Here is a 16420-nt window from a genome sequence, read left to right as displayed (position 1 = left end):
GGCCTAGTTGGAAATTCGTGGGTCAAGCCAAACGTATAAAAGATCGGCGATAAAGTTAGCAGTTAGTACTGCGGTCACTAAGATAAGCAGAATGGCTTGGATTAGCGGGTAATCACGAGCAACGATACCTTTGAGAAGAATGTTGCCAAGACCTTGGTAGTTGAACACCACTTCCGTCATGATTGAGCCTGCGAACGAGAAACCAATCGCCATCGCAATAGCGGTTGCAACTGGCAAGATAGCGTTACGACCCGCGTAGCGATACATGACTCTAAAGCTGCTAAGACCCTTGGCTTCTGCCATAGTGACGTAGTCTTCACCTAACACGTTGATCATCGCGTTACGCATGTTGAACACCCAAGTCGCAATACCAACCACAACCATTGAGCCCACAGGTAACACAGCATGCTTGGCAACACTTGCAATGAACTCCCAAGTCCAACCCGGCTCTAGAGAAGGGTCGTAAGTGTACGCGAGCGGTAGCAACTCCATTTTCAAACCGAAGAAGTAGAACAAAAGCAGCGCGGTTACGATGTACGGGAAGTTACTGATGAAAGCCAATACTGGCGGTACGACCTGACCAAACAACCCTTCGCGGCGGTAAGATGCATAGGTACCGATGCTCACACCAATGATCAAAGCCACAATCAGTGAGCCAAGCGCTAGGAACATAGTCCAAGGCAGCGCCATAGCAATCACCTCAGATACGTTGATTGGGAACATCAACACTGAAGGGCCAAGGTCAAGAGTGAACACACTTTTGATGTAGTGAATGTATTGAACAAATACGTTGCCATCAACGAAGCCGTACATTTCACGAACAGCATCCATTTGAGCTGGATCCATACGGCCTTGAGCAGCAGCAAACAGAGCGTCGACTGGGTCACCTGGCATCAGACGTGGCAACATAAAGTTAAATGAGATTGCGATTAAAAACGCAGTAAAATAAAAGCCAAAACGGCGAGCTAAAAACGACATAGCAATACCTTTTAATGTGGGGCCTCAGACGAGACCCCAAATGTTACGAGTTACTTAAGGTGCAAGTTATTTAGGATAATGACTCGCTTACCACCATCGTAAAATACAGGTTGAATGTATGGGTTTTCTTCACTTGGCCAACCAACAATTTTCTTAGTGTTGTATTGGAACCAAGTCGCATTAGAGAACAGCGGGATAAACGGTAGGTTTTGCGCTGTGAACTCTTGCAGTTCAGAGATGATCTCTTGCTGCTTCACTTTGTCACCCGTCTTACCGAAGCTATTAATTAGCGCATCGATTTCTGGGCTATTTACACCGTGACCAGCATGCCAAATCTTACCTACATACGCAGATGAGAAGTAAGCTTGATACGCTAGAATTGGGTTAGTCGATACCATCGACCAGTTGATAGACATCTTGTAGTTACTGTCTTTTAGGTTCTTGTCGTAAACCGCCCAGTCAACCGTTTTAACGTTCGCTTTTACGCCAACTTCATCGAAGAACTCAGTTGCCATTTGAACCACTTGAATCCAGTCTGTCCAACCGTTAACGACTTCAATGTCAAATGTGAACTTGTCGCCGTTTGGCATATCACGGTAGCCGTCACCATCCACGTCTTTCAGACCTGCAGCATCAAGTAGCTTTTTCGCTTCTTCTGGGCTGTATGTCGTTAGGTTACGGTACTTGTCGGTTACACCTTGGTCGATGTTTGCTTTGTAAAGCTCAGCAATACCGCCCGCATTGTAGTTCACTGTTGGGTAACCGTAAGCCGCAATATCAACGATCATTTCACGGTCAAGTGACATAGAAAGAGCCTGACGAACACGGATGTCATCAAATGGCGCTTCTTTTGTGTTCACATAAAGGTGAATGGCATCATTCGCTGGGTACCAGAAGTGGTGATTGTCAGGGTTTTGCTCAACAAATGTGCTTTCGATGTCAGCGATGAAGTTTGAACCCCAGTCGATTTCGCCTTTGATAAGTGCAGGTTGAATTTGCGAGTTATCGTTGTACGAGCGGAACGTCATACAATCTAGGTAAGGACGGTTATCTAGGTAGTAGTTCTCGTTGCGGCAAAGCTCCATTTGTTGAGGCTTAAGATACTTCACCGTCGTCATTGGACCGCTGCCAATTGGATTTGGGTTGGTAAAGGTCGTTAAGTCTTCAGCTTTGCTCCATACTTTCTTAGGAACAATATGGTAGTCCGCAAGGTTCCATAGGAATGTAGAGTCGGCTTCTGTTAGGTTAAGCTTAATCGTACGAGCATCAACAACGTCGATACCTTGTAGGTTACCGCCAGACCAAATACCTTTAAGGTCGAATGCTGGCGCTTTCTTAGTCATCTCGAAACTAAATGCCACGTCTTCAGCCGTTAGAGGGCTGCCGTCCGACCATTTAAGACCGTCACGTAGTTTGATAGTGATGGTTTTTAGATCATCAGAATAGTCAGCAGACTCAGCCAAACGCCAGTGCGTTTCACCAGTCATGTTGTTGAAGACCATCAACGGTTCAAACATCGTACCGTTATAAATGTCCTTCACTGTGTATGGGTTAAAGTTATCAACGAAACCAGTGTTGATGATTGGCACCGTTAGTGTGCCCCCTTGCTTAATCTCTTCCGCTTGTGCAGTCACTGCACTACCAGCAAACAATGCACCACAAATCACTGAGGCGATAAATGTTTTCTTTTGCATCACTTTGTCCTTTAGTTTTGTTTTTGGGTCGAGCGATTTTCAATTTAAGTGGAACTGAATCAGTTCGGGGGTAACACTTCATGAAAGCGCTTTCTTAAGATGCTAAGCAATCCATTGCTCGATAACAAAAACGTCCCCCAAAAAGCCCGTGCCGATCACAATAAATAAAATCATTTAAAAACAATAGGTTAAATTCAAAGACTAATAATTAACCGCATAAAACTCAAAGATATTACTCTTACAATTCAATCAATTAGCTCATCTCAAGCTCTTTAAAATGTCTCTTTCGAGAAATGTGATCTCAGCAACTTTGTAACTCAGATTAACATGCGACTCACGACATTATCGCTAGCAAACGCCATGCATAAGTGAGTGAATTTTAAGCTCATAATGATTCATTATTATCTTAATAACAGTAACTTATAATACCAAACCAAACTATTAATCCGTTATGTGATCTGCTCACTACCACCATTTTTCCAAACTGATATTATCCAAAAAGAAACCGCTTACTTTTTGGTGATCAATGTGACAACGATTAATTCGGTACGTTTTTGGAACGGAAACAAGTCTGCGTATCGTCAACAATTTGAGCTTGATGTGCTCAATCTACTGCTTTCTGTTACCGCTGAGAGCCATGGCGACGTCAGTATCATTGACGATCGCACCGACTTGCCTTCAGCTAAAGATGAAGGCGCTGTTCTCGACAACGGTAGCGATGTACTCGTCACAGTAAAAGGCAATGCTAAATTTGCCGGTAAACGCTTTATCGAGCTTGCACTGTCTGTTACAAAACAGCTTTTGGGGCAGCGCATTTTATTTGCGCGAGATGATAAGCTTAATGAGTTCTCATCGGTAGAGGCCATTAAAAATAAAAGCGTTGGCGTACCCGAGACATGGGTTGATGCCGAGCTATTTCGAAGCAACGGCTTTACTGTTGTAGAACGCGGCAACTTTGATGGTTTGTTTAAGCGCTTAACCGACGGAGAGTTCGACTTTGTCTGTTTCGGCGCAAATGAAGCACTTGAAGTGTTTGAAAGCCGTGTTGCCAATCAATATCCAGTAAGCCTAGTCGGCGGGGTGATGATCGAGTACCCCTTCCCTTTAGTGTTCTACGTAAATGCAGACAACCCAGAGCTTGCTGCACGCCTCCAGCTTGGCTGTGAAATTGTGCTTGAAACGGGCGACTATGAAGCGCTCTATCAACAATACTTTTCAGACATCGAGAGCACCTTGAAAATTGAGCAGCGTGAACGACTTGAACTGAACAACCCATTTATCTAAATCTTAGTAATCTAAGCTCCCAAAAACGATAGAAAATAACAGGAACTGGAACCCAATTATGCCCTTCACAAACATTGAATTAGCAAGGCAAGCCCTTGCGCCCGTCAGCCGCCAAGCCGCTGCTGAAGGCATTGTTTTATTGGAAAACATCGACAACACTCTCCCACTGCACACAGGCAGTCGTGTATCGCTTTTCGGCCGTTGCCAAATTGATACTGTTCGCAGCGGTACAGGCTCTGGCGGTGCAGTAAACGTTCCCTACTCTGTCAATGCACTAGAAGGGCTCAATTCTCACCCAAGTATCGAAGTGAACCAAGAATTGGTTAGCGCTTACCAAAGTTGGCTGGATCAGCACCCGTTTGATGATGGCGGTGGCGGCTGGGCGGCCGAACCTTGGTTCCAACAGGAAATGCCACTCGATAAAGAGACGATTGAACGTGCGAGCCAGCAAAGTGATCATGCTCTCGTTTTTATCGGCCGCACAGCAGGTGAAGACCAAGATAACTCAGACGAGGCAGGCAGCTACCGACTCACCGATATTGAATACCAAATGCTTTGCCAAGTTTGTGAACAGTTCAACTCAGTAGTGGTGATCCTCAATGTGACCAATATTGTTGATATGTCTTGGATGGAGTCCGTCACCAAACCAGAATCCATTAAAGCTGTTCTATATAGCTGGGCGGCAGGGATGGAAGGTGGTCACGCACTTGCTGATGTTCTTTCGGGCGACCTATCGCCAAGCGGAAAGCTAGCGGACACCATCGCTTTTGAGCTTAGTGATTACCCTTCTCATGCTAACTTTGGCAACAAAGACAAAAACCTCTACCAAGAAGATATTTACTCAGGTTATCGCTACTTCGCCACTTTCAAACCCGAAGCGGTTCGTTATGCGTTTGGTGAAGGTTTGAGCTACACCCAGTTTAAACGCAAACTCATTGCACACTCTATCGAAGGCCGCGGCAACACACGTGCCGTACACTTTCACATTGAAGTGACCAACACTGGCAATCAATACAGTGGCAAAGAAGTTGTGCAGTTGTATGTTGAAGCGCCGCAAGGCAAGCTTGGCAAACCTGCCCGTAGCCTTGCAGGTTTTGGTAAAACCCGCATGCTTTCGCCAAACGAGTCTGAACTGGTTCGTATCGTCGTACCACTCGAGGTGCTAGCGTCTTATGATGACTCCGGTGTTACTGGTCATAAGTCTTGCTATGTTCTCGAAGCCGGTCGCTATGATTTCTATCTCGGCGGTAGTGTTAGAGAAGCGACATTAGTCGATGCGCCATTCAACGTAGATACGCTACAAGTTATTGAGCAACTCTCTGAATCGGCAGCGCCTGTTGAGTCATTCCTCCGCATTAAGCCTGTCCAAAGTTCACAAGATGGTCGTTTCTCTATTGAGCACGAATCGGTGCCAACTCGAAACGTCGATATGCAAGCGCGCATTGAGTCTCGCCTGCCCGAGAGCATTGAGCTTACCGGTGATAAAGGGATTAAATTGCAGCATGTGGCAAACGGCAAAGCCTCACTGACAGACTTTGTTGCTCAGTTCAGTCCATCCATGCTTGCAACTATCGTACGCGGCGAGGGTATGTGCAGTCCCAAAGTGACTCCAGGCACCGCAGCGGCATTTGGTGGAGTGAGCGATGCCTTGTTTGATCTTGGTATTCCTGTTGCCGCCGCAGCGGATAGCCCGTCGGGTATTCGCATGGACAGCGGCCATAAAGCGACACAGGTGCCTATTGGTACACTACTCGGTTGCACTTGGAACACCGAGCTTAATGAGCACCTATTCTATCTCGTTGGTGGTGAACTGCAGAGCTACCAAATTGATACATTACTTGGTCCAGGTATTAATATTCATCGCCATCCACTTAATGGCCGTAACTTCGAGTACTTCTCTGAGGATCCACTACTAACGGGCTCAATGGCAGCAGCACAAGTTAGTGGCCTTAAGAGCGCTGGCGTATCAGGCACAATTAAGCACTTTGCGGCCAACGATCAGGAAACCTCGCGTTTCTTCGTCGACGCCGTCATGTCTGAACGTGCTCTTCGTGAAGTCCACATTAAGCCATTTGAGATTGCGGTGAAAAAAGGTGGCGCAACGACGATAATGACCTCTTACAACCCAATTAATGGGCATTGGGGCGCATCACATTATGATCTTAATACCACCCTTCTTCGCGGCGAATGGGGATTTGATGGCATTGTCATGTCTGACTGGTGGGCAAAAATGAACCACCCAGTCACCGGAGGTGAAGAGTCTAAAACCTATACCTCCTACATGGTTCGTGCTCAGAACGACCTGTATATGGTGGTCGACAATGATGGTGCCGAGCGCAACGCGATGGATGATGACACACTTAGCGCACTGGAGGCGGGTCAACTGACTCTTGGCGAGTTGCAGCGAAGCGCCATGAACATCTGCCGATTTATTTTAAGTACCCCGGCGATGCAACGTCCATTAGTTCGCTATAACCCTATTAAACCGTTCAACGCGTGTGACGAGCAGCCAGAAGGCTCTGTACACACCATTGATGGAGCGGTCGCACTCGAGACCAAGAATGATACCAATATCGTTCTTCACGTCACCAAGGCTGGTCAATACCAAGTCAGTATGAATGCCAGTTATGACCGTAATGAGCTCGCTCAATCATCCTGTAGTTTGCACCTCAATGGCAACTACAGTATGTCATTGTCTACGAATGGCACAGAAGGCAAGCCTGTCGACGTTGAAGGCCTCATTGTCGAGCTGCAAACCGGCTGGTATGAATTGGACGTGTCTTTTGTTAAGCCTGGACTTACCCTGCATCACCTAAACTTCAAGCAGGTTTAGGCTCTAAAATCGACAGTGGTAAGTTGCAAATAAACAAGGGCAGACGTTAACGTCTGCCCTTTTTAATTGTTTTTATTAGGTCAATCCCTATTACACCGCTGCTTGACGCTGGCTCACCACCCAAACTCGAACATGGTCGTAAGTCAGGTTGTAGACAAACGCATAAACGGTCACGAAGATCGTCACGCCGATATCCATAATAAAGGCTTGCCATAAGTTCACGCCAAGCATCACTGCCATTACAGGCACCGTTGCCAACAAGAGTCCCGCTTCGAACAGTAGCACGTGAACCACGCGAACCATCACAGTTCGTTCTACTCGCTCACCTTTGACAAAATAATCGAAAATCAGATTGAAGAGATAATTCCAACACATTGCCATTGTCGCTATGACTATCATTGTTCCTGACAGTCTCGCCACGTCATGGTCGGTAAATACTGCTAATCCCGCGATTGATAGGCTCACGGCTAATACTTCAAACAATACTGAATGAAAGACTCTCTCAAGCACTCCCATTGTTAACTCCTCACTGGTTTTTATTTGGTTTGTTGATAATTCGCCTCTGATTATCCTCACCCAGCAATAGATAGAAAGTTAACAACCATCACAGTTCGTGATACCTTGGGCGCTGTTTTGTGACTAAGGATTGCCGATGTACAGTTTCGAACAACTCAAGGTTTTTGTCGCAGTCTGTGAGTACGGCTCGTTTTCGGCCGCTGCGCGCAAACTCAATCGCGCCCAATCTGGCGTAAGCCAAGCAATATCAAATCTTGAAATTGCCATCAATCAAACCTTATTCAGCCGCGAGAAAAACACGCCAGAGTTGACGGAGAGTGGTGAAGCTTTACTGCCCATTGCTCGGTCTATTCTTCATCAGCAGCAGTATTTCGATCAGAAAATAGATTCACTGGCTAATGATTATGAGCACGAACTCGTCATCGCCGTGGACGAAAGCCTGATGAGCTCTGCTTTATTGTCGATTCTTACACCGCTTGCCACCCAGTACCCCATCACCAACTTTGAAATCATCACCGCTTCTACATTTGATGTTGAAAAATTGGTGAGAGAAGAGGTGGCGCAAATAGGCATTGTATATGCCGATGGAGAACTGCGTGTCGATATGGATTTTTTTGTCATGGGGCAAGCTCGTTTTCTGACCGTTGTCGCACCAGATCACGCCCTCGCGACACTTCCCATCGTTAAAGACTCGGATCTCAAAGCGTATCGCCAATGTGTACATCGTAGCTCTGACAAACAAGAACTGTGGTTTACCTATGGAATAAGTACCAATGTTTGGTACGCGAACACTCATCAGAACTTAGTCGATATGGTATTGCAGGGTATCGGCTGGTCAAACTTACCTGAAATGTTGGTAAAACAACCCATACAAGAACAACGCATGGTTGCCCTTCCTGTCGCACATGAAAAAAGCGGCTGGGTTACTACAGTCGGCTGCTTAGTCTCTCGACGTCATGCCAACGGGCCAGTACTTAGCGAGCTGGTCAGTGTTTTACAAAAGCACCAGTTTGTAAATGACCACTGGCAATAGCATAAAGTGACAGCGTCACTGAAAATTATATAAAAACGTGACCGTAGATCGAAGTGAAGGTTACTGAAGTATCTATAATTTACAAAATGTTATGCCCAAACTTATTTCAATAAAAGGTCTAAACCATGCAAATACCCTCCCAATCAAAACAACAACGCAGAAACTTGGGGATTTTAGTTGAGCTTTTGGCCTTTATCCGTCCTTACCGAATGAAAGTGTTCGCCGCACTGCTGGCTCTTATTGTCACGGCTGGATTGACCCTCTCGGTTGGCCACGGCGTACGCATTCTCATTGACCAAGGTTTTACTCAGCAGTCACTGGCTGATCTACAGAGCGCGATACAGTTCATTCTCCTCATCACGTTGTGTATCTCTATCGGCACGTTTTTCCGTTTCTACTTAGTCTCTTCTGTTGGTGAGCGTGTCAGCGCCGACATTCGTCAAGCCGTGTTCGACCATGTGATTACGCTGCATCCGAGTTACTTTGAAACCAATGGCAGCGGTGACATCATGTCTCGTATCACCACAGACACAACGCTACTGCAAAGCATTATTGGCTCATCATTCTCAATGGCAATGCGCAGTGCCTTGATGTGCGTGGGTGCCATCATCATGCTATTTGCGACCAACGTTAAGCTCACCCTCATTGTGCTTGCCTCTGTGCCATTCATTCTAGTGCCTATTTTGTTTTATGGCAGGCGCGTAAGAGCACTATCTAGGCAAAGCCAAGATTCAATGGCGGATGTGGGTAGCTATGCAGGAGAGGCCATTGAACATATCAAGACGGTTCAAAGTTACAGCTTTGAAGCGCAAGAGCGCGCCTCGTTTTCCAGTGAAGTAGAACGGGCTTATGATATCGGTCGCCGCCGAGTTAAACAGCGCGCAATCTTAATCTCGGGCGTGATTGTGATCGTGTTTAGTGCTATCGCCGGCATGCTTTGGGTAGGCGGCAGCGATGTGATTAACGGTGTGATGTCGGCAGGCGATCTCGGTGCTTTTGTGTTTTATGCCATCATGGTGGCTTCATCCCTTGCCACCATTTCAGAAGTCATGGGCGAGCTGCAACGTGCAGCGGGAGCCACGGAAAGATTGGTCGAGATTTTACAAGTCGAAAGCCATATTACCGCCCCAGCAAGTGATATACTCTCACCAAACAAACTAAAGCCAGAAGTCGTATTTCACAATGTGATGTTCCACTATCCATCTAGACCTACACTGGCAGCGGTGGAATCACTGGATTTGGTCGCCGAAGAAGGCAAGGTTTTGGCATTGGTGGGGCCTTCTGGCGCCGGAAAAACCACCTTGTTTGAGCTGATGCAGCGGTTTTACGATCCTGAAGCAGGGCAAATCACCTTAGGTGGCATCGATATTCGACGCTTTGATCCTCATGAACTTCGCAAGCAAATGGCATTGGTTCCTCAGCAGCCTGCTCTTTTCAGTAATGACGTGTTCCACAATATTCGCTACGGCAATCCGAACGCCAGTGATGCTGAAGTGATTGAAGCGGCGAAGAAAGCCCACGCTCACGATTTTATTATGAATTTACCTGAAGGGTATCAAAGCTTTCTGGGAGAGCGAGGCGTGCGACTCTCTGGCGGTCAGCGACAACGCATTGCCATTGCGAGAGCGATACTTAAAGATCCTAAGATCTTGTTACTCGATGAAGCCACCAGCGCTCTTGATAGTGAAAGCGAACACCATGTTCAGCAAGCACTAGAGGAACTCATGCAAGGCAGAACAACCATCATCATCGCGCATCGACTTTCTACGATTCAGCACGCGGATCAAATCGCTGTATTGGATCACGGCCGTTTAGTCGACAAAGGTAATCATCATGCGCTGCTGCAAACCTGTGAACTTTATCGACGCTTAGTGGACTTACAGCTTAAACACCTTGCGAGCTAGCGACTTTGCTCGCTCCATATCTCTCGGGATAAACCATAAATGGCATGATCCACCACTCGCCCATTAAGATTTTCAGCTCGAGTGATAATCCCTTCAAGAGTAAATCCAAGCCGCTCACATACGCGGCGGCTTGGGCTATTTTGTTCCGCTGCTGAGATTTGTGCTTTTTCCATATTGAGCTGGGTAAAGGCTATCTCTATCATTTTCGCCACAGCTTTGGTCACAATACCCTTGCCTTGCTGAGGCCGCGATAGCCAATACCCTATTTCTACTTTTTTCAGTGAGTGATTGATGGTGTTAAAGCTTATATTTCCCACTAGTTCACCTTTAAAGACGATTCCGCAAGTCATCGACTTACCAAGCGCATAGTCATGTAAAGATTGCTCAATAAAGCGCGCGAAAAACTCTTGGTTCTTGCCATGCTCTGGCCACACCAACCACTGAGCAAGATAATCTCTGTCTCGTGAAACAATCGCAAGGTAATCAACAGCAAAGCTAGGTTGAACCAAAGCTAGTGAAAGCGTGTCATCGATATCAAGTTTAAACATAACGTCCTTATTCTCGGGTCTTTGAAGATTTTATACAGGTTGAGGGACTCCAAGAGAAGCAAACCTTAATCAAACTCTGCTAGAGCATCTCGATAAGCACTCTGAGCGGAATCACTTAAATAATTGTCCATTCGAAGAAACAGCTCGAATAACTCAGCGCCATATTTAGCTCTAAATGATGCGTCAGCCAAGACAAGCTCTAGTTCATTGGCTACCGTGAGCTCACAAAAATCGGCGGCTTGCTTATCCGTTAGCGCAAATTGCGCATCCGTATAGCGGTCTCGAAACAGAATCGATTTTTTATGCCCGAACTGCGCGAAAACCTCTTCCCTGTGACAGCTACAATAGAGGTAAACTAAAGACTCTGCTTCATCCCCTATCACACCCGAAATCTCATGGCGCTGGCTCAATGACACCATGTTGTCATCAAAACCTGCGGTTCCGTACGCAGCATGAAACAAACCTGCATCAACCAACACGTCCCTTGAGTGCCATTGTTGTAATAAATCAGCCGTTCCCTTTAGATGCGCTTCTAAACTACCGTTAAGGTGCTGAAAGTCGCCAGCGCCCAAGGCTTTCAATAATTCAAATTTTTCCATCGAGCCCTCTATTCTAACCACGCTTAACTGCTATCACCGAATAGATATGCCAATGTTTCTCAATCCCAATCGCCGTTATACCTGGCTCATTCCGCTCGTGAAATCGAATCACATCAAAGTCTTCAAACAGGGATTCTACTTCCAGTTGTGTAAGGGGGGTGGTTTGTGAAGGATACTCAGACGCCCAGCTGTCACTCTGCCCCAAAAAGTCGCCCACAAAAATGCCGCCTTCAGCAATAGAGTCGCTGATACGCTGCCATGTTTGTTTAAACTCTGCGGGGTTAGCAAAAAACAGACTCGCGCCTGCGATAACAACGCCAGCATTCGGGTAGGAAAAATTCTCAAAGGTATCTTGTGATACCTCAACCAACTTATCGTCTGAAAATCGGTCACGACAAATGGCGACAGCTTCTGCATTAATATCGAACCCGAAGACTCGATAACCCTGCGAAGACAAATAGCCGATATCACTACCCGTACCGCACCCACAATCTACCGCAATCTGAAGTCCAGATTCATTCAGAGATAACGCGAACTCCGTGCGCTTAGCATGAGGTTTGGCGAGCGATTTTTCGTAGTAGCGTTTCCATTTTTCTGCGTGGTTATCCATACCTAATTATCCATTTTTAAATAACTACTCTTAGACATCTAAAGTAACGGCTTGGCTATCACGATATCAAGATTAACACTGCAAGGTATAGCTAGGATTGTGTGATAACCGTCTAATTTAGATAGAATAAAGAGAACAGAAAACAAAAGCTTAGAAGTAAAGGCGAACAAAAAAACCAAAGCAATCGCTTTGGCTTAGCACTAATCGGCGTGAATCTACCAATGCACATCCAAATCCTGATCAATACCATTTTGGATGGCTTGCCATTGATCCATTAACGAACTGGCTTTTTCAGCGCTGATCGGTTTTTCGAGTGACGCGTTTTTATGGTCATTTACCGAAAGCATATACGATTGTGCACTTAGGTCAGCCTGGATGTTGTGATAGTCCTTGATGCATTGAGCTGTCGTTTGGTTAGGTCCCCAGGCAAGAACCAGTTTACTACCGTTTATATCCATTGTGATGGCTAGTGAGCTGCAGTCCATGTCATTCTCCTTATCGCTTTTAGAGCTGTTACACCAAAAGCATAGTAGAGCCAATGAAACGGGGCGATATTAATACTCATTCCGTGATCGCCACCGACATCAACTGACTTAGCATGTACAAAGCTTACAGTACACTAGATGGTTTCTGCTCGAGCCTTTATTTTACTCGCTCGATTCGAGGTTTTTCGCCATTTTCTCTGCGGTGGCATTAAAGCTATCCAGTTCTTCTTCGCTCAGCCCCTGAGCCATAGCCGCAAGTACCTGTTTATCAATATCTGCCAAACAGGCCATGACCTTCTGCCCAGCTTCTGTAAGCTCCAAAAAATGACTTCGCTTATCACTTGGATTGGGCGCTTTAACCAATAGAGACTGTGCTATTAGCGTATTGATCAACCGAGTCACCTGCGCCTTATCCCTGTTTAAATAATGCGCAACATCGATAGACGTACAAGGTGATTTTTTGGTGATGATCTTCATGACTCGCATATGCATGGGAGCAATATCGTAGTCGAGACTTTCTATCTGCTCGGCCATCTGGCGCTTAAGCGAGTGAACCAAACGAAAGACAGATTCTAAAGACGTGTTTTCAGACATGACCGATCCTTTCTAAAATTTAGTTGACAATATCAACCATTGAACTTATAGTTGACATTATCAACTTAAATCGAACTTATTTCAAGACTGGGGAATCGAAATGACGACACAAGCAACACTGAATCCATTGGAGTCAAACGCCTCTCTAGAGACCACCAAGAAAACGCCTGTCCTTCTAAAAGTTCTCGTTTTGGTGAGCATGATGAGCCTAATCGGAGGTTCGCTCACTGCAGTAATGACGTATATGAACGTCGGATTCGGCGACACATTTATTCAGCAGTGGCTCTCTTCATTTGCTCTTGCCGCCACAGTAATGATGCCCCTCGGCATGGGAATGATGGCGCTGATGACCAAAGTCGTAAGCAAACTCCTTCCAGAGAAAGGTGAACATGTTCGCAACTTAGTGACAGGTCTAATTATGGCCGTGGTTATGGAGTCCCTTTTGGCGTTTATAACCGCAGCAAACACCGTTGGATTTTCTGATGCTTCAGATTTTACCAATGGATGGTTTAACGGCTTTATTGCCGCACTCCCAATCGGCTTAACAATCATGATTGTTATGTCGATGACTATAAAACCTAAGATTGAAAAGTTTCTTAAAAGCTAATTCAGTAACCGTTTTTTTGGAGAACCCTATGAACAGTAAACACAATCAATACCGTATTACTATCGAAGAAGTAAACACCAAAGCAGATCGTGAACTTCAAACGCTGACGTTCGAGATCGAAGATCGTGAGGACATGTTCGAAATCATTGAGAAAATGAAGCAAGGTAGCAGCCTCGATGAGCAGTCCGCAACGCGCCTAGGACTAAGCATTCGTCTGCTTGGGCCAATGATGATGCAAGATAGAAAGCACCCATTGTTCGCAGATTTCATGCCTCATTTCAAAGAGTTCATGCAAAACCTTAAGAAGACAATCAAAGATCAAATTAAGGGTCACTAAACCTATCTAGCCTCGTATCTGCGAGGCTTTTCATTTTTCTCTTCCCCTGCACGACATACCTCGAGTTTTTACAAACAGTAACGTCATTTCTATCAAAAAGTGAATGACTTAACGGCGAACGCGACTCTTAACTGCTAGGGTTTAATCTCACCCATAGATCAATCTAGGCGATGTATGTCAAAGACAGCGAAATTAGAAAACGAAGACAAGTTGTTTAAAAAGGCACTTGAGGTAGGGTGTAAAATGGCGGCAATGCAGGGTTACCCGATTCATGATCCTTCTGCGAGTCAATCAATGAAAGCCAGGGCGCTGTATCTCTTCTTAGTGGAAGTTCGCCAAATCGTCCCGCTTCCAGAAGATAAAGTAGATGGGCAAAACATCAAAAAACGACTGGCACTTTGGCTCCATAGCGTACTGCCAGACAATGATCCTCTTAAATAAGTCCTCAGTCTTTATGACATGATAAATGAAAAGCCCCAGCACTATAGCTGGGGCTTTTCATCGCTATTTCTTATGTTCAGGAATCGGCTGGTTTATGTCGTTTCAATGTCATTTGATTCATCCGTCCAAACACTCCTAAAATCAGGCCAGGACCAATCGGTGATTCTCACGCCTTGTAAGACACTACCCCAGCGCAGTGTTTGTCTGTGGTGAAACAGTGGTAGAAGTCTGTTTTCTATCAGTAAATTCGTAGCAACAGACTCTAGTTCCTTAATATAGTTACGTGGACTTTGCTGCTCTCTGATTTCAGTTATTTGGGTATCCAGCCATTTTAAGACAGGAGCATCAAGCCCTTGCCTTAATACAGCATCAGAGCAAAGCCAGCGGAATACAGATACAGGAAGGTTGTCATCGACAATAAAGCTGGCAATAGTGATGTCTTCTGAGAGTTTTCCTTCGCTCGCTTTACTGTGCAGCGTCTCAAGCGTATATACATTGATTTGGCACTCAACGCCTAACAAGGCTAACTGAGCTTTGATGCCATTAGCGCAGTCTAGTATTACTTGGTGATCGTACACGGCTATGGTTAGTCTCTCTGGGAGAGTGACTCTATCCGCAACACGTCGTTTAATTTTGGTCCAGCTTGGCAAAATGTTAAAAGCAGGAATCGAGGCTCTTGAGAGTGGGGTGAGATCAGGGTTCTCTAATATCAAGTATGGGGAGAGAACACTGAAAAGGTAGGCTCGTTGCAAGGCGTTTAAAGGGAGTGAAGAACTGTTGGCATTCATCAGCAAATACAGACATCCGTTCTCGATACGGGTTTGAGTTTGCCCGTACTCATCAGGCGTGTCACTTGGTGTTGAGCCCCCTTCCGATTGAGGGTGTTCAAGCTCTATCCGTTCAGTTGAGGTTTTATCAAGCTGCCAAATCGTAACCGTATCGGTTAGTGCGGGAAGATCGAAAAACCGATCATTGGCTTCCAACCGCAACCGCTCATCTGAATGTTCGATGACTCGAAATGCACCACATCCATCCACTACTCTCTCCGTCAAACCATCAAGTTGCGTTTGCGGCTGAATCGAATAGCGTAAATCCGATATCAAGGCATCAAACCCGCAGTCTGGGCGACCTAACTCAAAAGTAACCGTTTGATGTCCGTAGTTTACCGCCCTCACATGAGCCAGTTCTGAGTCATATTCAGGTAACGATTTGAGCTTTAAAAACAGCTGAGCAACAGTTGCAGGGGTGAGCGCTAAACCTGAGTGAAACTCTAATCTTGGCCTTAAATAAAAGCGCCATTGAGTATAATCTTCGTTGGCCGTCCAATGGTGAGCAAGCTGTGGCGTTACCTTCCCTTCATAGTCGCAAGCCGTCAAGCATGAATAAACCTGGCGAACCAAAAAACGCTCACTATTTCTTAGCGGTTTATGAGGCAAGATAGGTTGAAACGCACGCTGATAAGTAAGCTGAATATGAAGCTGCCCTTCCCGAACCATAGTTCCAGAGGTTTGTTGCAACAGCTGTGAGAACTGCTCTTGATCGCCATGCAGCATGGAGAATGCTGATTCGTAATAACCTTGTTCAATCAGTTCTCGTCCCAATAACTGGCGAAGGGCTTTGGGGTCAAAGTGTAATATGAGATGCGAACGCTGGTTTCTGCCAACTTTAGGTGTCCAAGTTAGCCATCCTCGCTGTTGGAGTGCTTGCAAAACGGTTCTCGCGTGCCGTGTTGTCGTAAATAAAACTTCTGCCACAGCAGATAACGGCAGGTGATACTCATTTTTGGCGACTGAGCCTTTGGAGGCCAATTGCTTAGTACCAAGACTAAGTAGCCTCTCGTAGTAATGCAGTGCTCGTTCATCTTTCATAAGATTAGAATATAGGGAAGTTATTGAAACTATAATTTCCTTATAATAACTAAAAAACACCAATAACACCTCATCAAAGCAGGAGAGCT

General features: G+C 45.7%; 16 protein-coding genes. 7 read left to right on the top strand and 9 right to left on the bottom strand.

Features of this window, described 5'->3' with window-relative positions; translation table 11 throughout:
- Positions 1-3: 3 nt before the first annotated feature.
- A complete protein-coding gene (locus tag PG915_RS21720; RefSeq protein ID WP_353499073.1) occupies positions 4-978 on the bottom strand; it encodes an ABC transporter permease in 975 nt (324 codons plus the stop codon).
- 50 nt (positions 979-1028) lie between these two features.
- The gene (locus PG915_RS21715; RefSeq protein ID WP_353499072.1) at positions 1029-2672 is read right to left on the bottom strand and encodes an ABC transporter substrate-binding protein; all 1644 of its coding nucleotides are present in this window, start codon (positions 2670-2672) and stop codon (positions 1029-1031) included.
- Positions 2673-3200: 528 nt separating this feature from the next.
- Between PG915_RS21715 and PG915_RS21710 the strand changes: the two genes are divergently transcribed.
- On the top strand, positions 3201-3956 hold the full coding sequence (locus PG915_RS21710) for a transporter substrate-binding domain-containing protein (RefSeq protein ID WP_353499071.1): 756 nt from the start codon (positions 3201-3203) through the stop codon (positions 3954-3956).
- 58 nt (positions 3957-4014) lie between these two features.
- Positions 4015-6789, top strand: a complete 2775-nt coding sequence (locus PG915_RS21705) for a glycoside hydrolase family 3 protein (RefSeq protein WP_353499070.1) — start codon at positions 4015-4017, stop codon at positions 6787-6789.
- A 90-nt stretch (positions 6790-6879) separates the two neighbouring features.
- Here the strand turns inward: PG915_RS21705 and PG915_RS21700 are convergent, their stop codons facing one another.
- Positions 6880-7305 carry a PACE efflux transporter gene (locus PG915_RS21700; RefSeq protein WP_353499069.1) on the bottom strand — a complete coding sequence of 142 codons (426 nt, stop codon included), beginning with the start codon at positions 7303-7305 and terminating at the stop codon, positions 6880-6882.
- Between the two features lie 136 nt (positions 7306-7441).
- Here PG915_RS21700 and PG915_RS21695 point away from each other — a divergent pair, with 136 nt between their 5' ends.
- Both PG915_RS21695 and PG915_RS21690 read left to right on the top strand, forming a co-directional pair.
- Positions 7442-8338: a LysR family transcriptional regulator gene (locus PG915_RS21695; protein WP_353499068.1), complete on the top strand. Its 897-nt coding sequence runs from the start codon at positions 7442-7444 to the stop codon at positions 8336-8338.
- Positions 8339-8463: 125 nt separating this feature from the next.
- On the top strand, positions 8464-10242 hold the full coding sequence (locus tag PG915_RS21690) for an ABC transporter ATP-binding protein/permease (protein ID WP_353499067.1): 1779 nt from the start codon (positions 8464-8466) through the stop codon (positions 10240-10242).
- On the opposite strand, the gene PG915_RS21685 is transcribed toward PG915_RS21690, so the two are convergent.
- The 5 genes from PG915_RS21685 to PG915_RS21665 form a co-directional block, all read right to left on the bottom strand.
- Positions 10239-10790 carry a GNAT family N-acetyltransferase gene (locus tag PG915_RS21685; protein WP_353499066.1) on the bottom strand — a complete coding sequence of 184 codons (552 nt, stop codon included), beginning with the start codon at positions 10788-10790 and terminating at the stop codon, positions 10239-10241. The genes PG915_RS21690 and PG915_RS21685 overlap by 4 nt on opposite strands.
- 65 nt (positions 10791-10855) lie before the next feature.
- Complete coding sequence (locus PG915_RS21680; protein WP_353499065.1) at positions 10856-11389, bottom strand: DUF6817 domain-containing protein; 534 nt, start codon at positions 11387-11389, stop codon at positions 10856-10858.
- Between the two features lie 13 nt (positions 11390-11402).
- Positions 11403-11999, bottom strand: coding sequence for a class I SAM-dependent methyltransferase (locus PG915_RS21675; protein ID WP_353499064.1), 597 nt, complete (start codon positions 11997-11999; stop codon positions 11403-11405).
- A 215-nt stretch (positions 12000-12214) separates the two neighbouring features.
- Positions 12215-12484, bottom strand: a complete 270-nt coding sequence (locus PG915_RS21670; protein ID WP_353499063.1) for a hypothetical protein — start codon at positions 12482-12484, stop codon at positions 12215-12217.
- Between the two features lie 162 nt (positions 12485-12646).
- A complete protein-coding gene (locus tag PG915_RS21665; RefSeq protein ID WP_353499062.1) occupies positions 12647-13078 on the bottom strand; it encodes a MarR family winged helix-turn-helix transcriptional regulator in 432 nt (143 codons plus the stop codon).
- A gap of 100 nt (positions 13079-13178) precedes the next feature.
- On the opposite strand from PG915_RS21665, the gene PG915_RS21660 reads away from it, so the two are divergent.
- The 3 genes from PG915_RS21660 (at position 13179) to PG915_RS21650 (ending at position 14463) form a co-directional block, all read left to right on the top strand.
- Positions 13179-13685 carry a DUF2798 domain-containing protein gene (locus PG915_RS21660; RefSeq protein ID WP_353499061.1) on the top strand — a complete coding sequence of 169 codons (507 nt, stop codon included), beginning with the start codon at positions 13179-13181 and terminating at the stop codon, positions 13683-13685.
- Positions 13686-13713: 28 nt separating this feature from the next.
- Positions 13714-14022, top strand: a complete 309-nt coding sequence (locus PG915_RS21655; protein ID WP_353499060.1) for a DUF3861 domain-containing protein — start codon at positions 13714-13716, stop codon at positions 14020-14022.
- Between the two features lie 174 nt (positions 14023-14196).
- Positions 14197-14463 (top strand): DUF5062 family protein, encoded by a 267-nt coding sequence (locus PG915_RS21650; protein WP_353499059.1) that lies wholly within the window; start codon positions 14197-14199, stop codon positions 14461-14463.
- Positions 14464-14555: 92 nt separating this feature from the next.
- Here PG915_RS21650 and PG915_RS21645 read toward each other — a convergent pair whose 3' ends face one another.
- On the bottom strand, positions 14556-16331 hold the full coding sequence (locus tag PG915_RS21645; RefSeq protein ID WP_353499058.1) for an SgrR family transcriptional regulator: 1776 nt from the start codon (positions 16329-16331) through the stop codon (positions 14556-14558).
- Positions 16332-16420: the final 89 nt, after the last annotated feature.

This window comes from Vibrio sp. CB1-14 (genome assembly GCF_040412085.2).
Classification (GTDB): domain Bacteria; phylum Pseudomonadota; class Gammaproteobacteria; order Enterobacterales; family Vibrionaceae; genus Vibrio; species Vibrio chaetopteri.
The sequence above is the reverse complement of the archived record's forward strand: the minus strand, read 5'-3'. Positions and strand labels throughout refer to the sequence as shown.

Excerpts from the sequence above, each read along its gene's own strand:
- PG915_RS21700 (WP_353499069.1), bottom strand. The coding sequence starts at position 7,305 with ATGGGAGTGCTTGAGAGAGTCTTTCATTCAGTATTGTTTGAAGTATTA.
- PG915_RS21695 (WP_353499068.1), top strand. The coding sequence starts at position 7,442 with ATGTACAGTTTCGAACAACTCAAGGTTTTTGTCGCAGTCTGTGAGTAC.
- PG915_RS21655 (WP_353499060.1), top strand. The coding sequence starts at position 13,714 with ATGAACAGTAAACACAATCAATACCGTATTACTATCGAAGAAGTAAAC.
- PG915_RS21670 (WP_353499063.1), bottom strand. The coding sequence starts at position 12,484 with ATGGACTGCAGCTCACTAGCCATCACAATGGATATAAACGGTAGTAAA.
- PG915_RS21705 (WP_353499070.1), top strand. The coding sequence starts at position 4,015 with ATGCCCTTCACAAACATTGAATTAGCAAGGCAAGCCCTTGCGCCCGTC.
- PG915_RS21665 (WP_353499062.1), bottom strand. The coding sequence starts at position 13,078 with ATGTCTGAAAACACGTCTTTAGAATCTGTCTTTCGTTTGGTTCACTCG.
- PG915_RS21690 (WP_353499067.1), top strand. The coding sequence starts at position 8,464 with ATGCAAATACCCTCCCAATCAAAACAACAACGCAGAAACTTGGGGATT.
- PG915_RS21685 (WP_353499066.1), bottom strand. The coding sequence starts at position 10,790 with ATGTTTAAACTTGATATCGATGACACGCTTTCACTAGCTTTGGTTCAA.
- PG915_RS21645 (WP_353499058.1), bottom strand. The coding sequence starts at position 16,331 with ATGAAAGATGAACGAGCACTGCATTACTACGAGAGGCTACTTAGTCTT.
- PG915_RS21680 (WP_353499065.1), bottom strand. The coding sequence starts at position 11,389 with ATGGAAAAATTTGAATTATTGAAAGCCTTGGGCGCTGGCGACTTTCAG.
- PG915_RS21660 (WP_353499061.1), top strand. The coding sequence starts at position 13,179 with ATGACGACACAAGCAACACTGAATCCATTGGAGTCAAACGCCTCTCTA.
- PG915_RS21650 (WP_353499059.1), top strand. The coding sequence starts at position 14,197 with ATGTCAAAGACAGCGAAATTAGAAAACGAAGACAAGTTGTTTAAAAAG.
- PG915_RS21715 (WP_353499072.1), bottom strand. The coding sequence starts at position 2,672 with ATGCAAAAGAAAACATTTATCGCCTCAGTGATTTGTGGTGCATTGTTT.
- PG915_RS21720 (WP_353499073.1), bottom strand. The coding sequence starts at position 978 with ATGTCGTTTTTAGCTCGCCGTTTTGGCTTTTATTTTACTGCGTTTTTA.
- PG915_RS21675 (WP_353499064.1), bottom strand. The coding sequence starts at position 11,999 with ATGGATAACCACGCAGAAAAATGGAAACGCTACTACGAAAAATCGCTC.